Genomic DNA, 23,459 nt, shown 5'->3' with positions numbered 1-23,459 from the left:
CGTAGTGGACGAACGCGGGTTGGACGAGGACGAACGCGTGCTGCTGGCCGCATGCCGGCGGGACCCGGTGGAGCGCCGCCTGCTGACGGTCTGGCGGCGCTGGGAGAGCCACCCCGCGACCCGTCCGCTGTGGGCCGCCGAACTGCAGCAGCGGATCGCGGCGGATGCGGAGTCCGCGGCCCAGGAGACCGGGCTGGTCGACCGCACCGGTGTCCTGCCCGGTTCCTCGGCCCGCGTGCTCGGCATGCTGCTGGGCGGCGCGGTCGGCGAGTTCGCCGCGCTCGGCCGCGTCGGCCAGCGCACCGGTGCTCTGCTGTTCGTGCTGGAAGGGCTGATCCGCGCGCACACGCGGCTGCGCTCGACGGGTTCCGGCGAACCGACCTCGGCGGCGCTGGCGGCGTTGCGCCGATGGCTGCACACCCGGGGTGTGCCGTGGCGGGACTGCGGCGACGACTCACCCCGGCCGAGCGGTTTCCTGGTCGCCGAGCGGGATCTGCACGACCCGGCGACCGATGAGCCGACATTGCTGACCTCGGCGGCGAAGGTCGTCGCCGGGCATCCGCAGGGCACCCGGCAGCAGCCGATCAACAGCTCGGACACGGCCACCGCCGTCCCGTTCGGGGCGCTGGCCGCGCTGTGGTCGAGCGACCCGGGCGCGGTGTTCGCGCTCGGCGGTGACCTGGCCGCGCTCACCCACGGGCATCCGCACGGGCACAGCCCGGCCAGCGTGCTGGGCACGACGACGCTGTGGCTGCTGCGCGGGCACGACCTGGAAACCGCGCTGCGCCAGGGCATTTCCGGGTGGCAGTCGGGCCGCACCGCGCTCGGCGACGCCCTGCGGCTGGGCGTGCTCAGCCCTGCGGGCCTCCGGCCAGGACCGGCGCACCTGGGCATGAACCGCAGCGGGCTCGGTGCGCTCGCGGTCGCCGCGCGCGTGGCGCTGGCCTGCGAGGACGACTTCGGAGCCGCCATCGCCTCAGCCGCCGAGCACGACGGGGACACCGCGAGCACCGCGATGCTGTGCGGGCAGCTGCTCGGCGCCCTGCGCGGACCCACCGCGATTCCCGCGGAACTGCTCGAGGCGTTGCCCATCCTCGACGTGATCGAGCGCCTGGGCCGGGACGCGGCGACCGAGTTCGGCCCCGAACCCGACGAGTCCGCCGCGTGGGAGGACCGCTACCCCGCTGACGATTCCACGTCGGCCGCGGACCCTGCCGGGACGTCGGACTACCGGACCGGGCTGACCGGGGTGCCGCGGCTGGCCGCCTCGCGGGACCGGTTCCTCGGCGCGGTGCTGGGCTGCGCGGTCGGCGAGGCGCTGGGAATGCCGATCGCCTCCGACAGCTGGGAGGAGATCCGGGCGCGTCACGGCGCCGACGGGCTCACCGAGTACGTGCCCGCCGGGCATCCGTCAGGACGGCTCGGCAGCGACACCCAGCTGCTGCTGTTCTCGGTCGAGGGCGTGCTGCGGGCCAACGTCGCCCGCCGCGCGGGCGAGACCGACGACCCGATCCGGCACCTGCAGCACGCCTACCAGCGCTGGCTGCACACCCAGCACCTCAGCTGGCCGCGCGCGGCGGGCGATTTCCTCCGCGAGGCGCCGGAACCGGACGGCTGGCTGGTCCAGCAGCGAGCGCTGTTCCAGACCCGCAACCCGGGGCGGACCATGATGCGCACGCTGATCGCCTTCGCCAAAGGCCAGCAGCCGATGGGCACCCCCGAGGAGCCGGCCAGCGACTCGGCGGGCAGCGGCGCGATCATGCGCGCGGTACCGGCGGCCCTGTGGTCCGACGACCCGTCGGAGGTGTTCGCGCTGGGCATGCGCAGCGCCGCGCTCACCCACGGCCACCCCACCGCCCTGCTCAGCGCGGGTGCGCTCGGATTCATGATCTCCAAGCTGCTGATCGGCGAGCCGCTCGCCGGAGCGGTCACCGGCGCCCTGGCGGAACTCGCCCCGCACAGCGGCCACGAGGAGGTCACCCGCCGGCTCACCGCCGCCAAGGACCTCGTCGGCGGCGCCCGCCTGACCCCGGACGAGCTGGAACGCGAACTCGGCACGGCGGGCACGGCTGCCGAAGCTCTCGCCATCGGCACCTACGCGGCGCTGGCAGCCGACGGCGACTTCGACACCGCTCTGCCGATCGCCGCCAACCACTCCGGCAACAGCTCCACCACGACAGCCGTCGCCGGCGCCCTCACCGCGGCCACCACCGGCGCCGCGAAGATCCCCCAGCGCTGGACCGCGGAGCTCGAACTCCACGACGTCATCAACCGGATCACCCGGGACGCAGCTCAGGAGTTCGGTCCCCGCCCACCCACCTGGGGCACCCGCTACCCACCCACCTGATCTCCGTTGAGATCCGCGGCCGGTGGGTCTCCGGGTGTGGCGTGAGAGGTGGCGGGCTGGTTAACGTCTCGGGCATGGATGAGCTCGTGCACTTCGAGGTGGCCGATGGGGTTGGAACGATCACCCTGGATTCGCCGCACAACCGCAACGCCCTGTCCGCCCAGCTCCGCCGGGAGCTGAAGGGACACCTGGACGCCGCGACGAACGACGACGCGGTGCGCGTGATCGTCCTGGCCCACACCGGCAAGGTCTTCTGCGCCGGAATGGACCTCAAGGAGTCCCGCTCGGCGGACTCCGATCAACAGGGCGTCAACGAGTTCCCGGCGCTGCTGGAGCAGATCTGGACCAACCCGAAGCCGGTCGTGGCCAAGGTCGCCGGACCCGCCCGCGCGGGTGGTGTGGGGCTCGTCGCGGCCTGCGACATCGCGATCGCGGCCCAGAGCGCCACGTTCGCCTTCACCGAGGTCCGCATCGGCGTGGTCCCTGCGGTGATCTCGGTGACCGTGCTCCCCCGGCTCGAAGCGCGCCCGGCGCACGAGCTGTTCCTCACCGGCGAGACCTTCGACGGCCAACGCGCCGCGGAAATCGGCCTGCTCAACTCCGCCGTCCCGGCCGACGACCTGGACGCGGAGGTCAAGCGCTACACCGACATGCTGGCGCTCGGCGGCCCCACCGCCTTGGCCGCCACCAAGTCCATGCTCACCAGCCAGCGGCCGGAGTCGATGAGCGACGACTTCGCCGAGATGCTGCAGCTGTCGGCCCGGCACTTCGCGGGCGAGGAGGGCCAGGAGGGCATCACGGCCTTCGCGGAGAAGCGCAAGCCCAGCTGGGTCCCGGAAGCTCTGAGGTGACCGATGGTCAGTGGCGCCGGGCGGCACTGACCACCTGCGTCCAGCACTACGAGCGGCTGCTGATCAAGACCGGGTCAGCACCGCGGTGAAGCGTCGGCCGCACATGGGACGTTCCGCCGCGTCGCGCAGGACCGAGTTGATGCCGTTGAACGCCTTGGGGTCGTGGTCGGCGAGGTCCTGGAACCCGGACCAGATCAGGACGTGCTCGCCTTCGGGCAGCCAGGACAGGTCGGTCAGGCAGTCGAAGAGGGAGTCCAGGTTCCGCCCGGCCCACTCGGGGAAGTCGAGGACGGCGGCGATGCCGTCGAGAGTGGTGCGCTTGCTGGTCAGGTCGGCACCGTCGAGGACGTGGGCGGTCGCGCCACGTTCCTCGGCTACCACGACGGCCTCGCCAGCCGTGATGTCGGCGCTCGGCTGATCACTCACCGGCTGCTCCTTCCGCAACCTGCTGGCCAGTTTCGTTCCGAACATGGCACTCAACCCGCCGCATCCACAACAACGAACGACTCGTAGTGATCACCTGTGTAGTACACCTCGTCCTGACCACCCGTGACCAGTCGGCGCGCGCCGCGATCCTGAGAGCCCGGGGTCGGCACGGTGTACTCGTGGTAGTAGCCGGACTCCTGCTCGGGCAGCTCACCTTCGCGGTTGCCGAACACCGAGCCGTCCTTGCCCGGGTACGGGAACGGCCCGCCCCTGACGATCAGCTGGTAGGTCTTGCCCGCCTCGGGCGGCAGCTTCGACAGCTGCTCGACCTGCAGTCCTGACTGGCTGGCACCGGGCACCTCTGTGCTCGGTGGATCGGCGACGACGTCCTCGCCGAACCACCCCAGCACGACCAGGGCGACCAGCCCGATCAACGCCGACGAAATGCGCTTGCGCGAGCTCACGCCGTCTTTCCCCTCCGCCCGGCCTCACCGTCGTGGCCGACCGGCAGTTCGGCGCCGCGCCCCCGGGTGACCTTGGCACCGAGGCCGTCCACCGCGCGGTCGACGACTCGCGCCACCCCCCAGCACAGCGGCACCAGGACTGCGAGCACCAGGGCGACCTGAAGCGGATAGACGAGCTGCACCAACCACAGCTCGACGCCGTCGTACCACTCGACCAGCAACTCCAACACAACGCGCAGCGTACGCGCGCCACCACGGCTCTGCGCGGACCCCCGGCGCGCACGTGTGGCACCTTGTTGAGCCACATTGGTTGTACTGTGTGCCACGATGGTGCCATCATGGCGTCATGGACCTCACGACGTACGTCGACAACCTGCGCCACGACCTGGCCGTTGCCGCCGCAGCCGGTGGTGACGAGGCGCGGGAGCTCGCCGATCGACTCACCGCACCACTGGAATCGGCCATCCGCCTGACGCTGTTCAACGCGCTGTCGGCCGCTGCCGACGAGATCACCAGCGACCTCGCCCCCGGCTCGGTCGAGGTGCGGCTGCGCGGCGGCGAGCCCGGCTTCGTCGTGACACCACCGGTCCACACCGAGGACACCGCGAGAGGAGCCACCCCGGCACCACCAGCGCCGGAGACCGACGACGGCGCGATGTCGCGGATCAACTTGCGGCTGCCGGAATCCCTCAAGAACCGCGTCGAAGAAGCCGCCGCCGCGCAGCACCTGTCGGTCAACGCCTGGCTGGTGCGCGCCGCCGCAGCAGCGCTCGACGGCGACCGACCACGCGCCCGGCCGCACGGCGTGGTCGGCCAGCGCTTCACCGGCTGGGTGCGCTGAGGCGCTTCCCGCCGGACTCACCACACGTCTCCGAGAAGCGGAGACGCTCATCCACCACCTTGGAGGGCACCGCCATGCCTGGATTCGACACTCCTGAGCCGATCGCAGCGACCATCGAACTCGCGTGGGGCACCGCGCGGATCCTCGCCACCGACGCGGCCCGCACCACCGTCGACGTCCGGCCCACGGACGCGGCGACCAAGGCCGACGTGACTACCGCGGAGAACACCGACGTCTCCTTCGCCGCCGGAACCCTGCAGGTCAAAGGTCCGAGATCACGCGGACTGCTCGCCAAGCCCGGGTCGGTCGAGATCACCGTCGAAGTGCCCGCGGGCTCCAGCCTGAACGGGCAGGCCGGTGCCGGCTCCTTCGCGACCCAAGGCCGGCTCGGCGACACCCGGATCAAGACGGCGATGGGCAGCATCGACGTCGACGAGACCGGGGCGCTGAAGGCCGACACCGCGGGTGGGCGCGTCACCGCCCGGCACATCGCGGGCAACGCGGAGGTGAGCACCGGGACCGGGGAGGTCGAGCTGCACCGCATCGACGGCACCGCCGCGGTGAAGAACTCCAACGGCGCGACGCGGATCGGTGAGGTCGGTGGCGCCCTGCGGCTCAAGGCCGCCAACGGCGACATCACCGTGCAGCGCTCGCTGTCCGACGTCGAGGCGCGGACCGCCAACGGCAGCGTCCGCATCGACGAGATCGTGCGCGGCTCGGTGCAGCTGGCGACCTCGCTCGGCGACCTTCGCATCGGCATCCGGCCAGGTACCACCGCGTGGCTGGACCTCGACGCCAAGCACGGGCGCGTCCACAACGACATGGACCACGCCGACGAACCCGATCCCGACACCGAGACCGCCGAGGTGCACGCCCGCACCGGCTTCGGCGACGTCACCGTTCGACGAACGGAGTTGGTGCGATGACCTGTCCGGTCGAGGAGTGGGGTATCGACCCCGGCAAGTCCTGGACGCGCTGTGCAGCACCCGGAGTTCCCGGTGCGCTTCGACGACGAGACCGGGTGTGCAACGCCTACGGCCACGCCGAGGCGCTGCAGGTGCTCAGCGATCCGGGCACGTTCTCCTCGAACATCGCCCGCGCGCTGCGGATGGAGAACGAGGCCGCGCGTTCACGCGAAGCGGCGCGCGCCCGCCGACGTTCATGCGGTCCTACGACATCAACGGCCTGAACGGAGTCCCGCTGAGCGGCGTCAGGAGCCGGAGTGCTCGCGGATGGACTTGATGATGGCGCCGAAGTCCTGGCCGCCGCCGCCCTCTTCGTTGAAGCGGCGGTAGAGGTCCGTGGCGAGGCGGCCGATGGACGCGTCGGTGCCCGACTGCTCCGCCGCCGAGAGCGCGAGGTTGAGGTCCTTGAGCATCAGGGCCGCCGCGAAGCCGGGTTCGTAGTCGTGGTTCGCGCGGCTGGTCTCCACCAGGTCCGGCACCGGGCAGTTGGTCGTCAGCGCCCAGCACTGGCCGGTGGAGACCGCCGCGACGTCGTAGAGCGCCTCGTGCGAGAGGCCGAGGCGCTCACCGAGCACGAACGCCTCGCTGACCGCGATCATCGAAGCGCCCAGGATGAGGTTGTTGCACATCTTGGTGACCTGGCCGTTGCCGGGCCCACCGCAGTGGATCACCTTGCGCGCCATCGGCTCCAAAACGCTCTCGGCGCGCTGGAAGTCGGCCTCGGACCCGCCGACCATGAACGTCAGCGTCCCCGCCTCGGCACCGGCCGTGCCACCGGAGACGGGCGCGTCGATGCTGCCCAGACCGGCTTCCTGCGCGCGCTGGTGCGCGGCGCGCGCGTCAGCGACGTCCACAGTGGAGGAATCGACCAGCAGCGCGCCGGAGGCCGCGTTGGGCAGCACCTCGTCGTAGGCGTCCAGCAGGTGCTTGCCGCTGGGCAGCATGGTGATCACCGCGTCGGCCCCGCGGACCGCCTCCGCGATCGAGGACACCGTGGTCACACCGTTGTCCGCGGCGGTGGCCAGGGCGGCCGGGACGAGGTCGTAGCCCTGCACGGCGTGGCCGGCCTTGACGAGGTTCGCCGACATCGGACGACCCATGTGGCCGAGTCCGATGAAACCGATGACAGCCATTGTCACTACCCTTCTGCTCGAACTTCCCGCCAAGGCCGGCGAATCCGCGCTCAGCCGAACAGCTCCGGCTCGTCGGAGGCCGGTTCGAAGAACTTCTGCACCCGCGATTCGTCCACTTCGGACAGCGTGGTGGGAGACCACTGCGGGTTGCGGTCCTTGTCGACCAGCGCGGCGCGCACGCCCTCGACGAAGTCGCCGATCCGCACGCACGCCATGGCCAGCCGGTACTCCAGGGTCAGCGCCTGCTCCAGCGAGTCGTAGCTGCTGCGCAGGGCGCGCAGGGTGACCTTGAGCGCCGTGGGCGACTTGGTCTCGATGGTCGTCGCGGCGTCCTTCGCGGCCTGCTCGGGACGTTCCCGCAGCCGGGCGAGGACGGTCTCGACGTCGGAGCTCGCGTAGGCCGCGTCGATCCACTCCCGGTGCTCGGCCAGGGTCGGCTCGGGCGCCGGCGCGGCGAAGGCTGCCAGCACCTCGTCCACGTCACCGCTGCTCAGTGCCTCGACGAGCTCGGGGAGCCGGGCGCTGTCGACGTAGTGGTCGGCCAGGTCGCAGTACAACGCGTCCGCGCCACCGACCGCCCCGCCGGTCAGCGCGAGGTGCGTGCCGAGCTCACCGGGGGTGCGCGACATCAGGTACGTGCCGCCGACGTCGGGGATGAAGCCGATGCCGGTCTCGGGCATCCCGACCTTGGAGCGCTCGGTGACCACCCGGTGCGATCCGTGCGCGGTGATGCCGACGCCACCGCCCATGCAGACGCCGTCCATGATCCCCACGACCGGCTTGGGGTAGTTGGCCAGCGCGGAGTTGAGCCGGTACTCCTCGGTCCAGAACGCCGCGGGCAGCGACTCGTCACCGGCCTTGGCCGCGTCGTGCAGGGCGCGCACGTCACCGCCGGCGCACAGACCGCGCTCGCCGGCGCCGTCGATCAGGACCGCCTCGATGTGCTCGGCGTCGCGCCACCGCTCGACCGCCTCGGTCATCTCCCGGACCATGCCGAGGGTCAGCGAGTTGAGGGCTTTCGGGCGGTTGAGCGTGATGCGCCCGAGCGAGCCGCTCTCGCTGACCAGGATCTCGGATTCCGTCATGGTGCGAAACTCCATCGTTGTGCGAGGCGCTGCCCCCGAGGCCGCGGTCAGGCCGCCAGCAGACCACGGGAGATGATCAGCCGCATGATTTCGTTGGTGCCTTCCAGGATCTGATGCACCCGCAGGTCGCGGACGATCTTCTCCAAGCCGTACTCGGCAAGGTATCCGTATCCACCGTGGATCTGAAGTGCCTCGTTGGCCACGGTGAACCCGACGTCGGTGGCCAGCCGCTTGGCCATCGCGCACAACCGGGTGGCCGCCGGGTCCTTGGTGTCCAGCGCCCACGCGGCCCGCCACAGCAGCAGGCGCGCGGCCTCCAACTCGGTGGCCATGTCGGCGAGCTTGAACTGCAGGGCCTCGAACTCGCTGAGCTTGGAGCCGAACGCGCTGCGCTCCCGCACGTATCCCAGCGACTTGTCCAGCGCGGCCTGCGCGCCGCCGAGCGAGCAGGCTCCGACGCTGAGCCGGCCGCCGTCGAGCCCGGCCATGGCGATGTGGAACCCGATGCCCTCGTCGCCGAGCCGCTGATCGGCGGGAACGCGGACGCCGTCGAAGATGACCTGGCGGGTGGGCTGGGCGTTCCAGCCCATCTTCTTCTCGTTCGCCCCGAAGGAAAGCCCCTCGGCTCCGGCGTCCACGACGAAGGTGGAGATGCCCTTGTGCCCGGGTTCGCCGGTGCGGGCCATCACCACGTAGACGTCGGAGCTGCCGCCGCCGGAGATGAACTGCTTGACCCCGGTGAGCAGGTAGTCGTCGCCGTCGCGGACCGCGCGGGTCTGCAGCGCGGCCGCGTCCGACCCGGCGCCGGGTTCGGTCAGGCAGTAGCTCGCGAGGTTTTCCATCGAGCACAACCCCGGCAGCCAGCGCGCCCGCTGGGCGTCGGTGCCGAAGCGGTCGATCATGCCCGCGCACATGTTGTGGATGGAGATGTAGGCGGCGATCGACGGATCTCCGCTGGCCAGCGCCTCGAAGATCAGCACCGAGTCGAACCTGCTCAGGCCGCTGCCACCGAAGGCCGCGTCGACGTAGACGCCGCCGATGCCGAGCTCCCCCGCTGCGCGCAGCGTCTCGACCGGGAAGTGCTTGTCCTGGTCCCACTCCACGGCGTGCGGGGCGAGCTGGTCTTGGGCGAAATCCAGCGCGGCGTCCCTGATGGCGCGCTGGTCGTCGGCGAGCTCGAAAGGCGAGCTCGCCACTGCTGCGACGGACACGTCGACTCCCTCCTCGCGTTCGGGCGGGGACCGGGATCGCCGGTCCCCGCCCGCGCGATCAGTGCATCGTCGGGATGGTGAAGCTGGCGCCTTCCTTGAGTCCGGAGGGCCAGCGAGAAGTGACCGTCTTGGTCTTGGTGTAGAAGCGGATCGAGTCCGGGCCGTGCTGGTTGAGGTCACCGAATCCGGACCGCTTCCAGCCGCCGAAGGTGTGGTAGGCGATCGGCACCGGGATCGGCACGTTCACGCCGACCATCCCGGTGTTGACCCGGTTGACGAACTCGCGCGCGGCGTCGCCGTCGCGGGTGAAGATCGCGACGCCGTTGCCGTACTCGTTCTCGCTGGGCAGCCGCAGCGCTTCCTCGTAGTCAGCAGCGCGCACGACCGACAGGACCGGGCCGAAGATCTCCTCGCGGTAGATGCGCATCTCCGGCGTGACGTGGTCGAACAGCGAAGCACCCATGAAGAAGCCGCCCTCGTTGCCGGCCAGCGAGAAGTCGCGCCCGTCGACCACCAGCTGCGCGCCTTCGTCGACGCCGACCCCGACGAGGTCGTGCACCTTCTGCCACGCCTGCTTGGTCACCAGCGGGCCGAAGTCGGCGTCGGCGTCGAAGCTGGTGCCGACCTTGAGCCGCTGGATCTTCTCGACGAGCTTGTCGACCAGCGCGTTCGCGGTGGCCTCGCCGACCGGCACGGCCACCGAGATAGCCATGCAGCGCTCCCCCGCCGAGCCGTAACCGGCGCCGATGAGCGCGTCGGCGACCTGGTCGAGGTCTGCGTCCGGCATGACGATCAGGTGGTTCTTGGCGCCGCCGAAGCATTGCGCGCGCTTGCCGTGGGCCGCGGCGGTGGAATAGATGTACTCGGCGATGTCGGAGGATCCGACGAAGCCGATGGCCTCGATGCGCGGTTCGGTCAGCAGCGCGTCGACGGCGGTCTTGTCTCCGTTGACGACGTTGAAGATCCCAGGCGGGCCCCCGGCCTGGACGAACAGCTCGGCCAGTCGCACCGGCACCGAGGGGTCGCGCTCGGAGGGCTTGAGCACGAAGGCGTTGCCGCAGGCGATCGCCGGTGCCGCCTTCCACAGCGGGATCATCGCCGGGAAGTTGAACGGCGTGATGCCGGCGACCACGCCCAGCGGCTGGCGCAGCGAGTAGACGTCGATGCCGGTGCCGACGCTGTCGCTGTACTCGCCCTTGAGGAGGTGCGGGACGCCGATCGCGAACTCCACGACCTCCAGGCCGCGCTGGATGTCGCCTTTGGCGTCGGCGACGGTCTTGCCGTGCTCGGAGGCCAGCACGCGTGCCAGGTCCTCCATCTCGTCGTTGATCAGCTGCACGAACCGCATGAGCACGCGAGCCCGCTTCTGCGGGTTCGTCGCAGCCCACGCCGGCTGCGCCGCGGCAGCGTTGTCGACAGCCGCCGTGACCTCGTCGGTCGAGGCCAGCGGCACCCTGGCCTGCACCAGGCCCGTGTTGGGGTCGAACACGTCACCGAAGGAACCGGAGGTTCCCGGCACCCGCTTCCCACCGATGAAGTGCTCCAGCTCGCGTGTCATCTCGCACCGCACCTCCGCCGAACCGGCCGTCGAATAATAGGAAGACAAACTGTTTGTAGCCCAATCTTTCCCACAAGGAACGCACCCACAACAGGGTGTGCCGTGTCACAGTATCGATTCTGCGCACTTCACGCCGTTTCATCCACCGGCGGAGGAGGAAGGATCGGACCCGGAGAACCCCGGGAGCGGGGAGGTGTGTTCGGACGTGGGAGTCCGCGACCCGGTCAGACCTCTCCGAAGAGGTGGGTTCCCGGTGTCTCGCCGTCGTCCCCGACCCAGAACTCCACCCAGTGGGTCACGAACTCCGACTTCCCGAGCTCCCCGTCACCGTTCAGGTCGAGCCGGGCGAACGCGACGTCGGTCGGCACGTCACGCCCCGTCCACGCCTGGATCACGCGGGCGTACTCGGACGCGGTCACCCGGCCGTCGCCGTCCTCGTCCACCGCCTCGAACATCGACTCGGCGGTCGCCGTCACCAGGTCGAGCATCGCGCCCAGGTTCTCGACCGCGGCCAGCATCTCCTCCCGCGTGATCCTCTGATCGCGGTTCTCGTCGGCGGTCGCGCTCAGCGCGTCCCACCATCGCATCATGATCTCGCGCAACCGGTTCGCGCCGTCCCCACCGCGGATGCGCGTCCACCGCTCGGTCAGCGCCTCGAAGTCCGCGCGCTCCAAGAACCCGTCGCCGTTGACGTCCATCGCGGTGAACACGACGGAGGTCTTCTTCCGCTGCAAGTCGCTCGCCATGGAATTAAACCTGGCAGGGGCTTCGCGATGGCGACAACAGCCCGGTCGGGCATTCCGCCGGGCGTGCGAGTGATCATCCTCGCGGCTGTTGGTAACGCACCGTGTGCCCCGCCGACCCCGGATCAGGCAGTGGCCCTGGAGCAATCGATCCTGGCGGCGGCGGTGGCGCGCCACTTCTCCGGGAGGTCCGGGAGGCAGCCCGCGACGTGCTCCGAGAGGTCGGCGCGGCCCTGCCTGGTCAGCGCGAAGACCTCCGCGACCTGGACGTCGTGATCGGGCCGGGACAGCTTGCGAACCTCGTCGCCCGCGCTGATCTCGCCCGGCTGCTCGACGGCCAGGTAGACGCCGGTGCGCCCGCGCTGGGTGAACCTCTTGACCAGGCCGGGGACGTCCCAGAAATCGGCGAAGACGCGGCAGGGCTGGCGCGGTCCGGTCACCCGCAGCACGGCACCGCCGATCGCCCAGCGCTCGCCGATCAGCGCCGTGGTGCTGTCCACGCCGGTCAGCGTCAGGTTCTCGCCCGCGTTGCCGGGCACCAGGTGCTTGCCGAGCTCGGCCGACCAGTGCGCCAGCTCCTCGCCGTCGAAGGCGTAGGCGGCCTGGTACCAGGCGCCGTGGTGCTTGGTGTCGCACACCGCATCGCCCTGGACACCGGTTTCGGTGAACATCACCGGCGCGGCGGCGGGACGCTTGTCGATGCCGCTCCTGCCGAGGCGCCCGGCCCACTCCCCGGACCGCACGACTGCCAGGTTCACCGACGACACGACGCTCATGGCGATCAACCTACGCGACCGCTCCGAGCTGCCCCAGCGAGTTTGACGACCGCGACGGTCACAGTCGTCCGGTGACCGCCTGCAGCGCTTCGCGCGCCTCGCGGCGCAGCAGCCCGACCAGGTCGGCGGCGGGCATCGGGCGGGCCTGGGCGTAGCTCTGGCCGGCCCACATCGAGATCGCCTCGGCGTCGCCCGCCTTGCCCGCAGCGCCGCGCATCGGCTTGGTCAGGTTGTTCACCTGCGGATACGCCGCCGGGGCGTCCTGGTTGTCGAGCATGAAGCCGTTCACCAAGCCGCGCGCGGGGCGACCGCTGAACGCACGCGTGATGTCGGTCAGCCGCTGGCCTTCGGCCATCTGGGCCCGCTGCGCCTGCGCGGTGCCCGCTTCGTCGCATACCAGGAACGCGGTTCCCAGTTGCGCGGCTGCCGCTCCAGCTGCCAGCACGGCAGCGACGTCCGCGCCGTGCACCAGTCCGCCGGCGGCGATGACGGGCAGGTCCACCGCCGCGCGCACCGAGCGGACCGCCGGCAGCAGACCGAGCAACGGCCCTCCGCCGGGCGTCTCGGGGTCGTCGTGGAACACGCCTCGGTGCCCACCGGCCTCCATGCCCTGCACGCACACCGCGTCGGCGCCCACGCGGGCCGCCTGCCGGGCCTCGTCGGCGGTGGTCACGGTGACCACGACCTCCGAGCCCACCGCGTGCAGCTGTTCCACGGTGGACGCTTCGGGAAGCCCGAAGGTGAACGACACCACCGGGATCCGCTCGTCTACGAGCCGCTGAACCTTGGTGGGGTAGGAATCGTCGTCCCAGTCGGCCGAGCCCGGCTTCGCCCCGTACCTCCCCGCGGCCTCCGCGACCCGCGACCGGTAGTCGTCGAGGTCGACGTCCCTGCGGTCGCTGGGCACGAAGAGGTTCACGCCGAACGGCTCATCGGTGAGCGAGCGGATTCGCGCGATCTGGCCGACGAGCTGGTCCTCGGTCAGCATGGCGCCCGCCACGAACCCCAGCGCCCCGGCCGCGCTCACCGCGGCGGCCAGTTCCGGCGTGCTGGGACCACCGGCCATCGGCGCGGCCACCAGCGGAATCCTCGACTCGACGATCATGTTAAAAACGCTACCTCCGAACTGTCCGCCACAACATCCGCGTTCGGCGATCCCGAACACCGCCCGCGCCCCGGCAGGCGAGCACCGAAGGTGCTCCCTCCTTCACCACCTGAGCAACTCGCACCGCCGGGGGTACTGGGCCGTGCCGTGGCGAGCACGCCGCGACACCGCGTATTCGACTCAAGGAGTGGCGCGCGGAGTCCACAGCGCAGCTCAGGCTCCCCCACCCGCACCGCCAAGCGGAACGACCCCGATCAGCTCGAAGAGCAAAAAAGTGAGCGGGAACCCGACGCCATGGGTTCCCGCTCACTCGCACCATTGCGATTTTTCCGACACCCCGCCACAGGGCCGCTGGTGCGTTCAGGGGGTGGCCGGCGCAGCAGGCGCGCCGACCACCATCAACCACACGATCAGTGGAACTGCGCGGTCTCGGTCGAACCGGCCAGCGCGGTGGTCGACGATTCCGGGTTGATCGCAGTGCTGATCGTGTCGAAGTAACCGGTACCGGCCTCGCGCTGGTGGCGAGTCGCGGTGTAGCCGCGGTCTTCCGAGCCGAACTCCTTCTCCTGCAGCTCGACGTAGGCGGTCATGCCGTCGGTGGCGTAGCCCTTGGCCAGGTCGAACATGCTGTAGTTCAGGGCGTGGAAGCCCGCCAGGGTGATGAACTGGAACTTGAAGCCCATGTGGCCGAGCTCGCGCTGGAACTTGGCGATGGTGGCGTCGTCCAGGTTCTTCTTCCAGTTGAACGACGGCGAGCAGTTGTAGGCCAGCATCTGGTCCGGGTACTCGGACTTGACGGCCTCGGCGAACTTGCGGGCCATCTCCAGGTCCGGCGTGCCGGTCTCCATCCAGATCAGGTCCGAGTACGGCGCGTAGGCCTTGGCGCGGGCGATGCAGGGCTCGATGCCGTTGTTGACCTTGTAGAAGCCCTCGGCAGTGCGCTCACCGGTGAGGAACGGCTTGTCGCGGTCGTCGATGTCGCTGGTCAGCAGCGTCGCGGCCTCGGCGTCGGTGCGGGCGATGACCAGGGACGGCACACCGGCGACGTCGGCGGCCAGACGGGCCGCGTTCAGCGTCTTGACGTGCTGGCTGGTGGGGATGAGCACCTTGCCACCCAGGTGACCGCACTTCTTCTCGGAAGCGAGCTGGTCCTCCCAGTGCACGCCCGCGGCGCCGGCGCCGATCATGCCGCGCATCAGTTCGTAGGCGTTGAGGACGCCACCGAAGCCGGCCTCGGCGTCCGCGACGATCGGGGCGAGCCAGTGGGTGTCCTCACCCTCGATGGCGCCACCCTCCGGGTCGAGCGCCTCGGCCCAGTTGATCTGGTCGGCGCGCTTGAGCGCGTTGTTGATGCGGCGGACGACCTGCGGGACCGAGTTGGCCGGGTACAGCGACTGGTCCGGGTAGGTCTCGCCCGCCAGGTTGGCGTCGGCGGCGACCTGCCAGCCGGACAGGTAGATGGCCTTGAGGCCCGCACGGACCTGCTGGACCGCCTGGTTACCGGTCAGCGCGCCCAGCGAGTTGACGTAGTCGAGCTCGTGCAGCAGCTTCCACAGCCGCTCCGAGCCCTGGCGGGCCAGGGTGTGCTCTTCCTGCACCGAGCCGCGGAGGCGGACGACGGTCTCAGCCGAGTGCGTACGCTCGATGCCCTTCCAGCGCGGGCTGGTGTCCCACTCGCGCTGCAGCTCCTCAGCGGCCTTCTTCGCCTGCTCGCGGATGCTCATGGTTTTTCCCCTTCCGGGATCGCTGGCGACCTGCTGCAATCAATATTGCGCGCTGCCAAGCGAAACCGGGCCAGATTTTCTGGGTAAATTTCAGAGTTTTTCTGTTAGCATCAACGCCATGACGGAGTTCGCCACCGAAGAAGACCGTAGTTTTTCTACGGAACACGACCTTCTGGTCTTTGGTCAGCGGCTCAGGCACTTGCGCCGAACCGCTGGATTGACTCTTGTTGAGCTCGGCGACCGCGTGGGGAGAGCGCCGTCACAGCTGTCGTTGCTGGAGAACGGCCACCGCGAGCCGAAGCTGTCGCTGCTGCGATCGCTGGCCGACGCGCTGGGCACCTCCGTCGACGAGCTGCTGTCGAAGAAGGCCCCGAACCGGCGTGCCGAGCTCGAGATCGCCGTGGAGAAGGCCCAGCTCGACCCGATCTACCAACGGCTCTCGCTGCCGCCGCTGAAGGTCGGGAAGCGACTGCCCACCGAAGCCCTCGAACACGTGCTGGCCCTCTACGAGGAGCTCAAGCGCCGCGAGACCCAGAAGGTCGCCACGCCGGAAGAGGCCCGCAAGGCCAACGCCGAGCTGCGCGGCGTGATGCGCAAGCACAACAACTACTTCCCGGAGATCGAGAAGGCCGCCAGCGACCTGCTCAAGCGCTCCGGGTACCACGGTGGGCCGCTGTCGGAGGGCCTGATCCAGTCCATCGCCACGCACATGGGCTTCGGGCTGAAGTTCGTCACCGACCTGCCGCGTTCGGTGCGGTCGGTGACCGACATGAAGAACCGCCGGATCTTCCTGCGCCGAGAGTCGCTGGGCATGCACAGCCCGCGCACGATCCTGCTGCAGACGCTGGGACACCTGACGCTCGGCCACAGCCAGCCCCGCGACTTCGCCGACTTCCTGCGGCAGCGCGTCGAGGCCAACTACTTCGCCGCCGCCGTGCTGGTGCCGGAGCAGTCCGCGGTGCCGTTCTTGCAGGACGCCAAGGCCGAACGCGACCTGGCGGTGGAGGACCTGCGCGACGTGTTCTCGGTGTCCTACGAGATGGCCGCGCACCGGTTCACCAACCTCGCCACCCAGTACCTCGACCTGGTGTGCCACTTCGTCCGCAACGACGAGACCGGCATCATCCACAAGGCATACGAGAACGACGGGCTGGTCTTCCCCACCGACCCGACGGGAGCGATCGAGGGCCAGCGGATGTGCCGGTACTGGTCGGGGCGCCAGGTCTTCTCCTCCCCGGACCGGTACTCGACGTACTACCAGTACACCGACAAGCCGGGAGCCACGCACTGGTGCGTCGCGCACGTCGACCCGAGCCGCGGCCGGGACTTCGCGATCACCCTCGGCGTGCCCTACGCCGAGTCGCGCTGGTTCCGCGGGCGGGACACCAACAACCACTCCAAGTCCGGCTGCCCGGCCGGCGAGTGCTGCCAGCGCCCGCCGGCCGAGCTCGCCAGCCGCTGGGAGGGCATGGTGTGGCCGTCGGCGCGAGCCCACTCCCACGTCCTGGCGGCGCTGCCGGCCGACACCTTCCCCGGTGTCGACGAAGCCGACGTCTACGCCTTCGTGGAGGCCCACCAGAGCTGAGAGCTGCTCCGGAAGGCGGCGTGGCCCGCCGTATCAGGGTGGGCTCAGCAGGCACCGCTGTGCCGTCCCTCCCAGCAGCTCTCAGCGGTCTCCGGTGAGGACGGCGAAGCGCCGCGCATTGGCGTGCACGAGCGATCTCAGCGGCGCAGTTCGGCGATGGTCTCGGCCATCGCGACGAACTGCGCCGCTGCTGGTGACAGGGGGCCTCGGCGCCAGAACAGGACGCCCCGGCGCACCACCTTGGGCCGCAGCGGCAGCACGACCGCGCCACGCGCGGCGGCGTCGCGGGCCATCGCGCGCGGCAGCAGCGTCGCGCCCGCTCCGGCCAGCACCAACGGCACGATCATCGCCTGGTGCGCGGTCTCCACCGCGAAAGTCGGTTCGCCACCGCGTGTTCCGACGGTGTCCTCGATGACGGCCCGCGTCGCGGTACCGGGAGGGGTGGCGATCCAGTCCAGGGTCGACAGCTCCGGCACGCTCAACCGCTTCTGGCCGGGCGCGACATCCGACGGCAGCACGGCGAAAATCTCCCGGCCGCGCAGCACCATGCTCTCCAGGTCCCCGATGGGATGTTCGGAGTCGACCAGGCCCAGCTCGCACTCACCGGCCCGCACCGCCGAGGTCACATCCGTCCCCAGCTCGGGGTCGGCGATGTTGACCGCGACCTTCGGGTTCTCGCGCAGGAAAGCACCGATGAGCTCGGCGAGCGGATCGACGGCCAGCGTCGTCTGCGCCACGACGTCCAGCCTGCCGCTGGACAGCCCGAGCACCTCGCGGACCGAGGCCGACGCAGTGCTCAGGTCGCGCATCACCTGCCGGGCGGGTTCGACCAGCGCGTCCCCGGCCGGGGTGAGCGACACGCCGTGCGGGAGCCGGTGGAAGACCTTGCCACCGAGCTCCTTCTCCAGGTTGCGGATGGCGTGCGACAGGGATGGCTGGGCGACGTGCATGGCCTGCGCGGCGGCGGTGAAGCTGCCGTGCTCGACGATCGCCAGGAAGTACTCCAACTCCCGCCGGTCCATGTCACCTCCCCACGCGAGAATTCCGCCTGCCCGGCATTACACCAGGCAGGCGGAACATCGCCAGACCAGTACCGCCTACTCGTGGGCGGTGCGGAACGCCGATGCGGCCTCCACGTCGGCCCACTGGTCGTCGTCGAGGTCGACGCGCAGCCGCCGCAGCACTCCGGTGAAGGCGTTGTCGACCGGTGCGTAGTCGTCGGTGACCGGGCTGGCCCGGTCCACGCCGATGTCGAAGGTCTCGTCGAAGGCGAAGTAGTAGGGGATCGTCGCGTCGACCCGGCCCGAGGCGACCTCGGTGCCGTCCACGCGCAGCGTCACCGCACCGCCCTTGCCGACACCGCCACCGTCGTAGTCGAACCGCAGGCTGACCTCGTGCTCGCCCGCGGGAACCGGCCCCGGAGCGCGGACGTGCTGAACGACCGAGCCGAAGTAGTTGTAGGCGTAGTTCAGCTTGCTGTCGTGGAAGTAGAACGACCAGCCACCGGTGTGCCCGCCCTGGGCGGCCAGAACGCCTTCGGCACCGCTCTCGGGCACCTCGACCACCGCGGTCAAGTTGTGCGAGCGGTTCTTGACGTTCGGCGCGGTCTCCTCGGTCAACCGCTTGGCACCGGCGTGGAAGGTGACCGAACGCCGATCGCCCATCAGGTCCAGCCGGCCGGCTTCGAGGGGGTTCTCCCGCTCGGTCATCCGGTCGTCCAGCGGCAGCACGTCGTGCTTGGCGGCCTCCACCAGGAACAGCTGCTGGAGCTCGCGCAGCTTCTCCGGGTGCTGCTCGGCGAGGTCGTGGGACTGAGTCCAGTCAACGTTGGTGTTGTACAGCTCCCACTCGTCGTCGTCGAAGGAGCGGCGGACACCGTCCTGGACCATCACCCACGGCGTGCCATGGCGGGTCACGGCCATCCAACCGTCCTGGTAGATGCCCCTGTTGCCAACCATCTCGAAGTACTGCACGCGGTGCCGGTCGGGCGCGTCTGCGTCGTTGAAGCTGTAGAGCATGCTGGTGCCCTCGATGGGCTGCTGCGCGATGCCGTTGACCTCGGTCGGGTGCGGTAGGCCTGCCGTTTCCAGGATCGTCGGCACCACGTCGATGACGTGGTGGAACTGGTCGCGCAGCCCGCCGCGCTCGGCGATGCCGTCGGGCCAGTGCACGATCATGCCGTCCCGGATGCCGCCGAAGTGCGAGGCGACCTGCTTGGTCCACTGGTAGGGCGTGTTCATCGCCAGTGCCCAGCCGACCGGGTAGTGGGCGTGCGTGGTCGCGTCGCCCAGCGCGGCGTCGTGGGCGTTGATGAACTCGGCGCTGTCGGGGATGCCGCTGGCGAAGCGGTGCTCGTTGAGCGTGCCGCCCAGTCCGCCTTCGGCGGAGGCGCCGTTGTCACCGAGGATGTAGACGAACAGCGTGTTGTCGAGCTCGCCCAGCTCGTCGAGGGCGTCGACGAGGCGTCCGACCTGGTCGTCGGTGTGCTCGGCGAAACCGGCGTAGAGCTCCATCAGGGACGCCGCGGCCCGCTGCTCGTCGGCGGAGAGCTCGTCCCAGTGCGGCACGCCTTCCGCCCACGGCGCCAGTTCCGCGTCCTGCGGGACGACGCCGAGCTCCTTCTGCCGCTCCAGGGTGATCTCGCGCTGCCGGTCCCAGCCGTGGTCGAACTTGCCCCGGTAGCGCTCCCGGTACTCCTGGGGAACGTGGTAGGGCGCGTGGGTGGCGCCGAAGGGCAGGTAGGCGAAGAACGGGTTGTCGGGCTTGAGCGAGGTCTGGTCGCGCACCCAGTCGATCGCGTTGTCCACCAGGTCTTCGGACAGGTGGTAGCCGTCCTCGGGTTTGCGGGTTGGCTCAACGGGTTTCGTGCCGTCGAACAGCACCGGGTACCAGTGGTTCATCTCCGCGCACATGAACCCGTAGAACTTCTCGAAGCCCTCGCCGGTGGGCCACCGGTCGAACGGCCCGGCGGCGCTGACGTCGCGGGCCGGGGTCTGGTGCCACTTGCCGAAAGCCGCGGTGTTGTAGCCGTTGCCCTGCAACATCTGGCCGATCGTGGCGGCGCTGAGCGGGCGGATGCCGCAGTAACCGGGCGCGGCGCTGGCCATCTCGGTGGTGACGCCCATGCCGACGGAGTGGTGGTTGCGACCGGTCAGCAGCGCCTGCCGGGTCGGCGAGCAGATCGCGGTGACGTGGAACCGGTTGTAGCGCAGGCCACCATCGGCCAGGCGCTCAGCGGTGGGCATGTTGCAAGGCCCGCCGAACGCGCTCGGGGCGCCGAAGCCCATGTCGTCGATGAGCACCACGACGACGTTCGGCGCGCCCTGCGGCGGGCGCAGCGGCTGGCGGGGCTGGAAGGCCGGGTTCTGGTCACGGGCGTCGAGGGATGTGGCGGCGGGGGGCTGAGGGTCGGGGATCGGTAAGCGTTCGCGGGAGAAGTCCACCAGCAACCTCCAGGCAGCGTCGAGCCCGCCACTTTTGGTGGCGCACCAGGGAGAACATCGATGTGCTCGGCGGAAACCGAAACACCGCAAGACCTTTGCGATCGAATGCTAACCACAGGTCCGAACCGCACAACCCCGTTCCACCAGCCAAGACCGTGACCCGAGTCATGATTCACCCGGGTTTCCCCTGATCACCAGCAGAGCAGACCAATGCTCGATACATCCCATAGAGGACTTCTATGAGATTGGGCCGAGTCGATCCGACGACACCTGGCGATCGGCGACGTGAAGCCCTCATGACTACCGACGGCCGAGCTCCAGCCCGACTCGCTGGTCGCTCGGGACGAGGACCTCACCGAGGCGAAGGGGCAGAACCACTTCCCGAAGCCAGGCGCGGGGGTCACGAGGAGTGCCCGTCGAGGAGCTCGTACCGATGGCCGTCATCGGGCATCGTCTCCATGTCGTGCACCGTGAACGGGCGAGGGGGACGATGCCGTGCGGACCAGTCGTCTCCGCCATGGCTGACACGGCCCCCTCCTTCCCGATTGGCGGAAAGTCAACGAGGGGGCACCGGCAGTCAGTCACGGCATTGCACTGAGAGTTACTTCTTGCCGCCCTTGGACTTGTCGTCCTTGCCCTCTTCCGTGGACAGGGCTGCGACGAAGGCTTCCTGCGGGACCTCGACACGGCCGATGGTCTTCATCCGCTTCTTGCCTTCCTTCTGCTTCTCCAGCAGCTTGCGCTTCCGGCTGATGTCACCGCCGTAGCACTTGGCGAGCACGTCCTTGCGGATCGCGCGGATCGTTTCGCGAGCGATGATGCGCGAGCCGATTGCTGCCTGGATCGGCACCTCGAACTGCTGGCGCGGGATGAGTTCGCGCAGCTTGGTGGCCATCTTGGTGCCGTAGGCGTAGGCGCCGTCGCGGTGCACGATCGCGCTGAAGGCGTCGACCGGCTCGCCCTGCAGCAGGATGTCGACCTTGACCAGGTTCGAGGCCTGCATCCCGGATTCCTCGTAGTCCATCGAGGCGTAGCCGCGGGTGCGGGACTTGAGCTGGTCGAAGAAGTCGAAGACGATCTCGCCCAGCGGCAACGTGTAGCGCAGCTCGACCCGGCTCTCCGACAGGTAGTCCATGCCCTCGAGCTGGCCGCGGCGGCTCTGGCACAGCTCCATGATCGTGCCCACGAACTCGGACGGGGCGATCACCGTGCACTTGGCGACGGGCTCGGAGACCTCCTTGATCTTGCCCTCGGGCCAGTCGGAGGGGTTGGTCACCACGAGCTCGGTGTCGTCCTCCATCTCGACCTCGTAGACCACGTTGGGGGCGGTGGAGATCAGGTTCAGGTTGAACTCGCGCTCCAGGCGGTCCCTGGTGATCTCCAGGTGCAGCAGACCGAGGAAACCGCAGCGGAAGCCGAAGCCCAGCGCTCCCGAGGTCTCCGGCTCGTAGGTCAGAGCAGCGTCGTTGAGCTGCAGCTTCTCCAGCGCTTCGCGCAGGATCGGGTAGTCGGAGCCGTCGATCGGGTACAACCCGGAGTAGACCATCGGCTTGGGCTCGCGGTAGCCGGCCAACGGCTCGGTCGCCCCCTTGCGCTCGGCGGTGATGGTGTCGCCGACCTTGGACTGGCGGACGTCCTTCACACCGGTGATCAGGTAGCCGACCTCGCCGACGCTCAGGCCCTTCGACGGCTTGGGATCCGGCGAGATGATGCCGACTTCCAGCAGCTCGTGGGTGGCGTTGGTGGACATCATCTTGATCCGCTGGCGCGGGGTGATCTTGCCGTCGACGACCCGGATGTAGGTGACCACGCCCCGGTAGGTGTCGTAGACCGAGTCGAAGATCATCGCGCGCGGCGGGGAGTCGGCCTCGCCCTGAGGCGCCGGGACCTGCTTCACGACCTCGTCGAGGACCGCGTCCACGCCCTCACCGGTCTTGGCCGACACGCGCAGCACGTCCTCGGGCTCGCAGCCGATGATGTGCGCGAGCTCCGCGGCGTACTTGTCCGGCTCGGCGGCCGGCAGGTCGATCTTGTTGAGCACCGGGATGATCTGCAGCTCGTGCTCCATGGCGAGGTAGAGGTTCGCCAGGGTCTGCGCCTCGATGCCCTGCGCGGCGTCGACCAGCAGGATCGCGCCTTCGCAGGCGGCCAGCGAACGGCTGACCTCGTAGGTGAAGTCGACGTGACCGGGGGTGTCGATCATGTGCAGCACGTGCTCGTCGCCGTCGAGGACCCACGGCAGGCGCACGTTCTGCGCCTTGATCGTGATGCCGCGCTCGCGCTCGATGTCCATCCGGTCGAGGTACTGGGCCCGGTAGGCGCGTTCCCCCAGCACACCGGTCAGCTGCAACATGCGGTCGGCCAGCGTCGACTTGCCGTGGTCGATGTGCGCGATGATGCAGAAGTTCCGGATCCGCTCCGGCGGCGTGAACGTGGTGTCGGCGAAACTGCTCACTCAGGTTCCTCGGATGTCGGCGGCGTTCCTACGGCTGTCGGCGTTCGTCGGCAGACGTCGGCCCGGTCTCCCCCGGGCGGATGCCGCGCACGGGGTCACCCCATAGTCCCACGCCACGCCCACTACCCGACGCCCAACTCCCGGTCGCCCCGCACGAGACCTGGTTGCCCGGGCGTGCTCAGCTCGGTGATGCTGATCGACCCCGCAGAGCACAGCCCCGTCATCCACCTGGAGACGCGGACGCTCTTCTTCGAAGACCGCCCTGATGTCGGTGCCACGCGGAGGCGCTGCGGGCCGACCCCGTGTCACCCGTTCTCCTCCCCGGGCAATACAGCTAGTCGCCGCGGGTGTCGCGGCGGATGGGGTGGTCGGCGGGGACCTCGACGAGGACGATGCGCAAGCCGTCGGGATCGGCGATCCAGCCTTCGTGCAGGCCCCAGGGCTTGTGCTCGGGCTCGGCGAGGACCGTGACGGCCTGCTCGCGGAGCTCGTCGAAGGTGGCGCGGAGGTCCCGGACCTGCAGCCACAGCACCTGGTCCGGGCTCGGACCCTGATCACCCTGACCTGAGACCTCCAGATACCCCTGCCCCAGGAAGAACACCGTGCCACCGGGGAACTCGCGGCAGACCGCCAACCCCAGCACGTCGCGGTAGAACCGCACCGACCGATCGTGGTCACCGGGGCGAAGGATCATCCGGCTGTTCAAGACCTCCATGCCGCATTTCTACCGGCTAACCCCCGAGCCCA

At 69.6% G+C, this 23,459-nt stretch carries 22 protein-coding genes; 6 read left to right on the top strand and 16 right to left on the bottom strand.

The features are described from left to right. The first annotated feature begins 4 nt into the window (after positions 1–4). Together E1161_RS07885 and E1161_RS07880 are read left to right on the top strand one after the other, a co-directional pair. Positions 5–2,347, top strand: coding sequence for an ADP-ribosylglycohydrolase family protein (locus E1161_RS07885; protein WP_132621116.1), 2,343 nt, complete (start codon positions 5–7; stop codon positions 2,345–2,347). Between the two features lie 74 nt (positions 2,348–2,421). Then, positions 2,422–3,198: an enoyl-CoA hydratase family protein gene (locus tag E1161_RS07880; RefSeq protein ID WP_132621114.1), complete on the top strand. Its 777-nt coding sequence runs from the start codon at positions 2,422–2,424 to the stop codon at positions 3,196–3,198. 63 nt (positions 3,199–3,261) lie between these two features. On the opposite strand, the gene E1161_RS07875 is transcribed toward E1161_RS07880, so the two are convergent. The 3 genes from E1161_RS07875 to E1161_RS07865 are packed head-to-tail and all read right to left on the bottom strand — an operon-like array spanning position 3,262 to position 4,318. After that, positions 3,262–3,669 carry a barstar family protein gene (locus E1161_RS07875; RefSeq protein ID WP_132621112.1) on the bottom strand — a complete coding sequence of 136 codons (408 nt, stop codon included), beginning with the start codon at positions 3,667–3,669 and terminating at the stop codon, positions 3,262–3,264. A gap of 5 nt (positions 3,670–3,674) precedes the next feature. Then, complete coding sequence (locus E1161_RS07870; protein WP_132621110.1) at positions 3,675–4,088, bottom strand: ribonuclease domain-containing protein; 414 nt, start codon at positions 4,086–4,088, stop codon at positions 3,675–3,677. Then, the gene (locus E1161_RS07865; RefSeq protein WP_132621108.1) at positions 4,085–4,318 is read right to left on the bottom strand and encodes a hypothetical protein; all 234 of its coding nucleotides are present in this window, start codon (positions 4,316–4,318) and stop codon (positions 4,085–4,087) included. The genes E1161_RS07870 and E1161_RS07865 overlap by 4 nt, the downstream gene beginning before the upstream one ends. 116 nt (positions 4,319–4,434) lie before the next feature. Between E1161_RS07865 and E1161_RS07860 the strand changes: the two genes are divergently transcribed. The 3 genes from E1161_RS07860 (at position 4,435) to E1161_RS07850 (ending at position 6,118) form a co-directional block, all read left to right on the top strand. Continuing rightward, positions 4,435–4,929 (top strand): toxin-antitoxin system HicB family antitoxin, encoded by a 495-nt coding sequence (locus E1161_RS07860; protein WP_132621106.1) that lies wholly within the window; start codon positions 4,435–4,437, stop codon positions 4,927–4,929. 74 nt (positions 4,930–5,003) lie between these two features. Next, positions 5,004–5,855 (top strand): DUF4097 family beta strand repeat-containing protein, encoded by an 852-nt coding sequence (locus E1161_RS07855; RefSeq protein WP_132621104.1) that lies wholly within the window; start codon positions 5,004–5,006, stop codon positions 5,853–5,855. Beyond that, positions 5,852–6,118: a hypothetical protein gene (locus E1161_RS07850; protein WP_132621102.1), complete on the top strand. Its 267-nt coding sequence runs from the start codon at positions 5,852–5,854 to the stop codon at positions 6,116–6,118. Before E1161_RS07855 ends, E1161_RS07850 begins: the two co-directional genes overlap by 4 nt. A gap of 21 nt (positions 6,119–6,139) precedes the next feature. On the opposite strand, the gene mmsB is transcribed toward E1161_RS07850, so the two are convergent. The 9 genes from mmsB to E1161_RS27065 all read right to left on the bottom strand — a co-directional run bounded on the left by mmsB (position 6,140) and on the right by E1161_RS27065 (position 15,428). Continuing rightward, the gene (gene mmsB, locus E1161_RS07845) at positions 6,140–7,027 is read right to left on the bottom strand and encodes a 3-hydroxyisobutyrate dehydrogenase (RefSeq protein ID WP_132621100.1); all 888 of its coding nucleotides are present in this window, start codon (positions 7,025–7,027) and stop codon (positions 6,140–6,142) included. Positions 7,028–7,077: 50 nt separating this feature from the next. Continuing rightward, a complete protein-coding gene (locus E1161_RS07840; protein ID WP_132621098.1) occupies positions 7,078–8,112 on the bottom strand; it encodes an enoyl-CoA hydratase/isomerase family protein in 1,035 nt (344 codons plus the stop codon). Positions 8,113–8,159: 47 nt separating this feature from the next. Further along, positions 8,160–9,323, bottom strand: coding sequence for an acyl-CoA dehydrogenase family protein (locus E1161_RS07835; protein WP_132621096.1), 1,164 nt, complete (start codon positions 9,321–9,323; stop codon positions 8,160–8,162). Between the two features lie 58 nt (positions 9,324–9,381). Further along, positions 9,382–10,881, bottom strand: a complete 1,500-nt coding sequence (locus E1161_RS07830) for a CoA-acylating methylmalonate-semialdehyde dehydrogenase (RefSeq protein WP_132621094.1) — start codon at positions 10,879–10,881, stop codon at positions 9,382–9,384. A 224-nt stretch (positions 10,882–11,105) separates the two neighbouring features. Next, positions 11,106–11,627 (bottom strand): EF-hand domain-containing protein, encoded by a 522-nt coding sequence (locus tag E1161_RS07825; RefSeq protein WP_132621092.1) that lies wholly within the window; start codon positions 11,625–11,627, stop codon positions 11,106–11,108. 122 nt (positions 11,628–11,749) lie between these two features. Beyond that, positions 11,750–12,400: an MOSC domain-containing protein gene (locus E1161_RS07820; RefSeq protein ID WP_132621090.1), complete on the bottom strand. Its 651-nt coding sequence runs from the start codon at positions 12,398–12,400 to the stop codon at positions 11,750–11,752. Positions 12,401–12,458: 58 nt separating this feature from the next. Then, the gene (locus E1161_RS07815) at positions 12,459–13,505 is read right to left on the bottom strand and encodes a nitronate monooxygenase (protein WP_132621088.1); all 1,047 of its coding nucleotides are present in this window, start codon (positions 13,503–13,505) and stop codon (positions 12,459–12,461) included. Positions 13,506–13,915: 410 nt separating this feature from the next. After that, positions 13,916–15,229, bottom strand: a complete 1,314-nt coding sequence (gene aceA / locus E1161_RS07810; RefSeq protein ID WP_132621086.1) for an isocitrate lyase — start codon at positions 15,227–15,229, stop codon at positions 13,916–13,918. Continuing rightward, positions 15,195–15,428: a CreA family protein gene (locus E1161_RS27065; protein ID WP_165939716.1), complete on the bottom strand. Its 234-nt coding sequence runs from the start codon at positions 15,426–15,428 to the stop codon at positions 15,195–15,197. The genes aceA and E1161_RS27065 overlap by 35 nt, the downstream gene beginning before the upstream one ends. Between E1161_RS27065 and E1161_RS07805 the strand changes: the two genes are divergently transcribed. Further along, on the top strand, positions 15,348–16,814 hold the full coding sequence (locus E1161_RS07805; RefSeq protein ID WP_132621084.1) for a helix-turn-helix transcriptional regulator: 1,467 nt from the start codon (positions 15,348–15,350) through the stop codon (positions 16,812–16,814). The two genes, E1161_RS27065 and E1161_RS07805, sit on opposite strands and share 81 nt — an antisense overlap. 137 nt (positions 16,815–16,951) lie before the next feature. Here E1161_RS07805 and E1161_RS07800 read toward each other — a convergent pair whose 3' ends face one another. The 4 genes from E1161_RS07800 to E1161_RS07780 all read right to left on the bottom strand — a co-directional run bounded on the left by E1161_RS07800 (position 16,952) and on the right by E1161_RS07780 (position 23,427). Further along, entirely contained in the window at positions 16,952–17,836 is an 885-nt protein-coding gene (locus E1161_RS07800; protein ID WP_132621082.1) for a LysR family transcriptional regulator, read from the bottom strand. 75 nt (positions 17,837–17,911) lie between these two features. Then, the gene (locus E1161_RS07795; RefSeq protein ID WP_132621080.1) at positions 17,912–20,257 is read right to left on the bottom strand and encodes an arylsulfatase; all 2,346 of its coding nucleotides are present in this window, start codon (positions 20,255–20,257) and stop codon (positions 17,912–17,914) included. Positions 20,258–20,858: 601 nt separating this feature from the next. Continuing rightward, complete coding sequence (lepA, locus tag E1161_RS07785; RefSeq protein ID WP_132621078.1) at positions 20,859–22,712, bottom strand: translation elongation factor 4; 1,854 nt, start codon at positions 22,710–22,712, stop codon at positions 20,859–20,861. Positions 22,713–23,046: 334 nt separating this feature from the next. Continuing rightward, on the bottom strand, positions 23,047–23,427 hold the full coding sequence (locus E1161_RS07780) for a VOC family protein (RefSeq protein WP_132621076.1): 381 nt from the start codon (positions 23,425–23,427) through the stop codon (positions 23,047–23,049). Positions 23,428–23,459: the final 32 nt, after the last annotated feature.

The organism is Saccharopolyspora aridisoli (assembly GCF_004348445.1).
Classification (GTDB): domain Bacteria; phylum Actinomycetota; class Actinomycetes; order Mycobacteriales; family Pseudonocardiaceae; genus Saccharopolyspora; species Saccharopolyspora aridisoli.
This window is presented reverse-complemented; position numbering and strand designations above follow the sequence as displayed.

What these genes read in the sequence shown, in the direction of transcription:
- E1161_RS07880 (WP_132621114.1), top strand. Translation starts at nt 2,422, where the DNA reads ATGGATGAGCTCGTGCACTTCGAGGTGGCCGATGGGGTTGGAACGATC.
- E1161_RS07875 (WP_132621112.1), bottom strand. Translation starts at nt 3,669, where the DNA reads ATGTTCGGAACGAAACTGGCCAGCAGGTTGCGGAAGGAGCAGCCGGTG.
- E1161_RS07860 (WP_132621106.1), top strand. Translation starts at nt 4,435, where the DNA reads ATGGACCTCACGACGTACGTCGACAACCTGCGCCACGACCTGGCCGTT.
- E1161_RS07855 (WP_132621104.1), top strand. Translation starts at nt 5,004, where the DNA reads ATGCCTGGATTCGACACTCCTGAGCCGATCGCAGCGACCATCGAACTC.
- E1161_RS07850 (WP_132621102.1), top strand. Translation starts at nt 5,852, where the DNA reads ATGACCTGTCCGGTCGAGGAGTGGGGTATCGACCCCGGCAAGTCCTGG.
- mmsB (WP_132621100.1), bottom strand. Translation starts at nt 7,027, where the DNA reads ATGGCTGTCATCGGTTTCATCGGACTCGGCCACATGGGTCGTCCGATG.
- E1161_RS07840 (WP_132621098.1), bottom strand. Translation starts at nt 8,112, where the DNA reads ATGACGGAATCCGAGATCCTGGTCAGCGAGAGCGGCTCGCTCGGGCGC.
- E1161_RS07830 (WP_132621094.1), bottom strand. Translation starts at nt 10,881, where the DNA reads ATGACACGCGAGCTGGAGCACTTCATCGGTGGGAAGCGGGTGCCGGGA.
- E1161_RS07825 (WP_132621092.1), bottom strand. Translation starts at nt 11,627, where the DNA reads ATGGCGAGCGACTTGCAGCGGAAGAAGACCTCCGTCGTGTTCACCGCG.
- E1161_RS07820 (WP_132621090.1), bottom strand. Translation starts at nt 12,400, where the DNA reads ATGAGCGTCGTGTCGTCGGTGAACCTGGCAGTCGTGCGGTCCGGGGAG.
- E1161_RS07815 (WP_132621088.1), bottom strand. Translation starts at nt 13,505, where the DNA reads ATGATCGTCGAGTCGAGGATTCCGCTGGTGGCCGCGCCGATGGCCGGT.
- aceA (WP_132621086.1), bottom strand. Translation starts at nt 15,229, where the DNA reads ATGAGCATCCGCGAGCAGGCGAAGAAGGCCGCTGAGGAGCTGCAGCGC.
- E1161_RS07805 (WP_132621084.1), top strand. Translation starts at nt 15,348, where the DNA reads ATGACGGAGTTCGCCACCGAAGAAGACCGTAGTTTTTCTACGGAACAC.
- E1161_RS07800 (WP_132621082.1), bottom strand. Translation starts at nt 17,836, where the DNA reads ATGGACCGGCGGGAGTTGGAGTACTTCCTGGCGATCGTCGAGCACGGC.
- E1161_RS07780 (WP_132621076.1), bottom strand. Translation starts at nt 23,427, where the DNA reads ATGGAGGTCTTGAACAGCCGGATGATCCTTCGCCCCGGTGACCACGAT.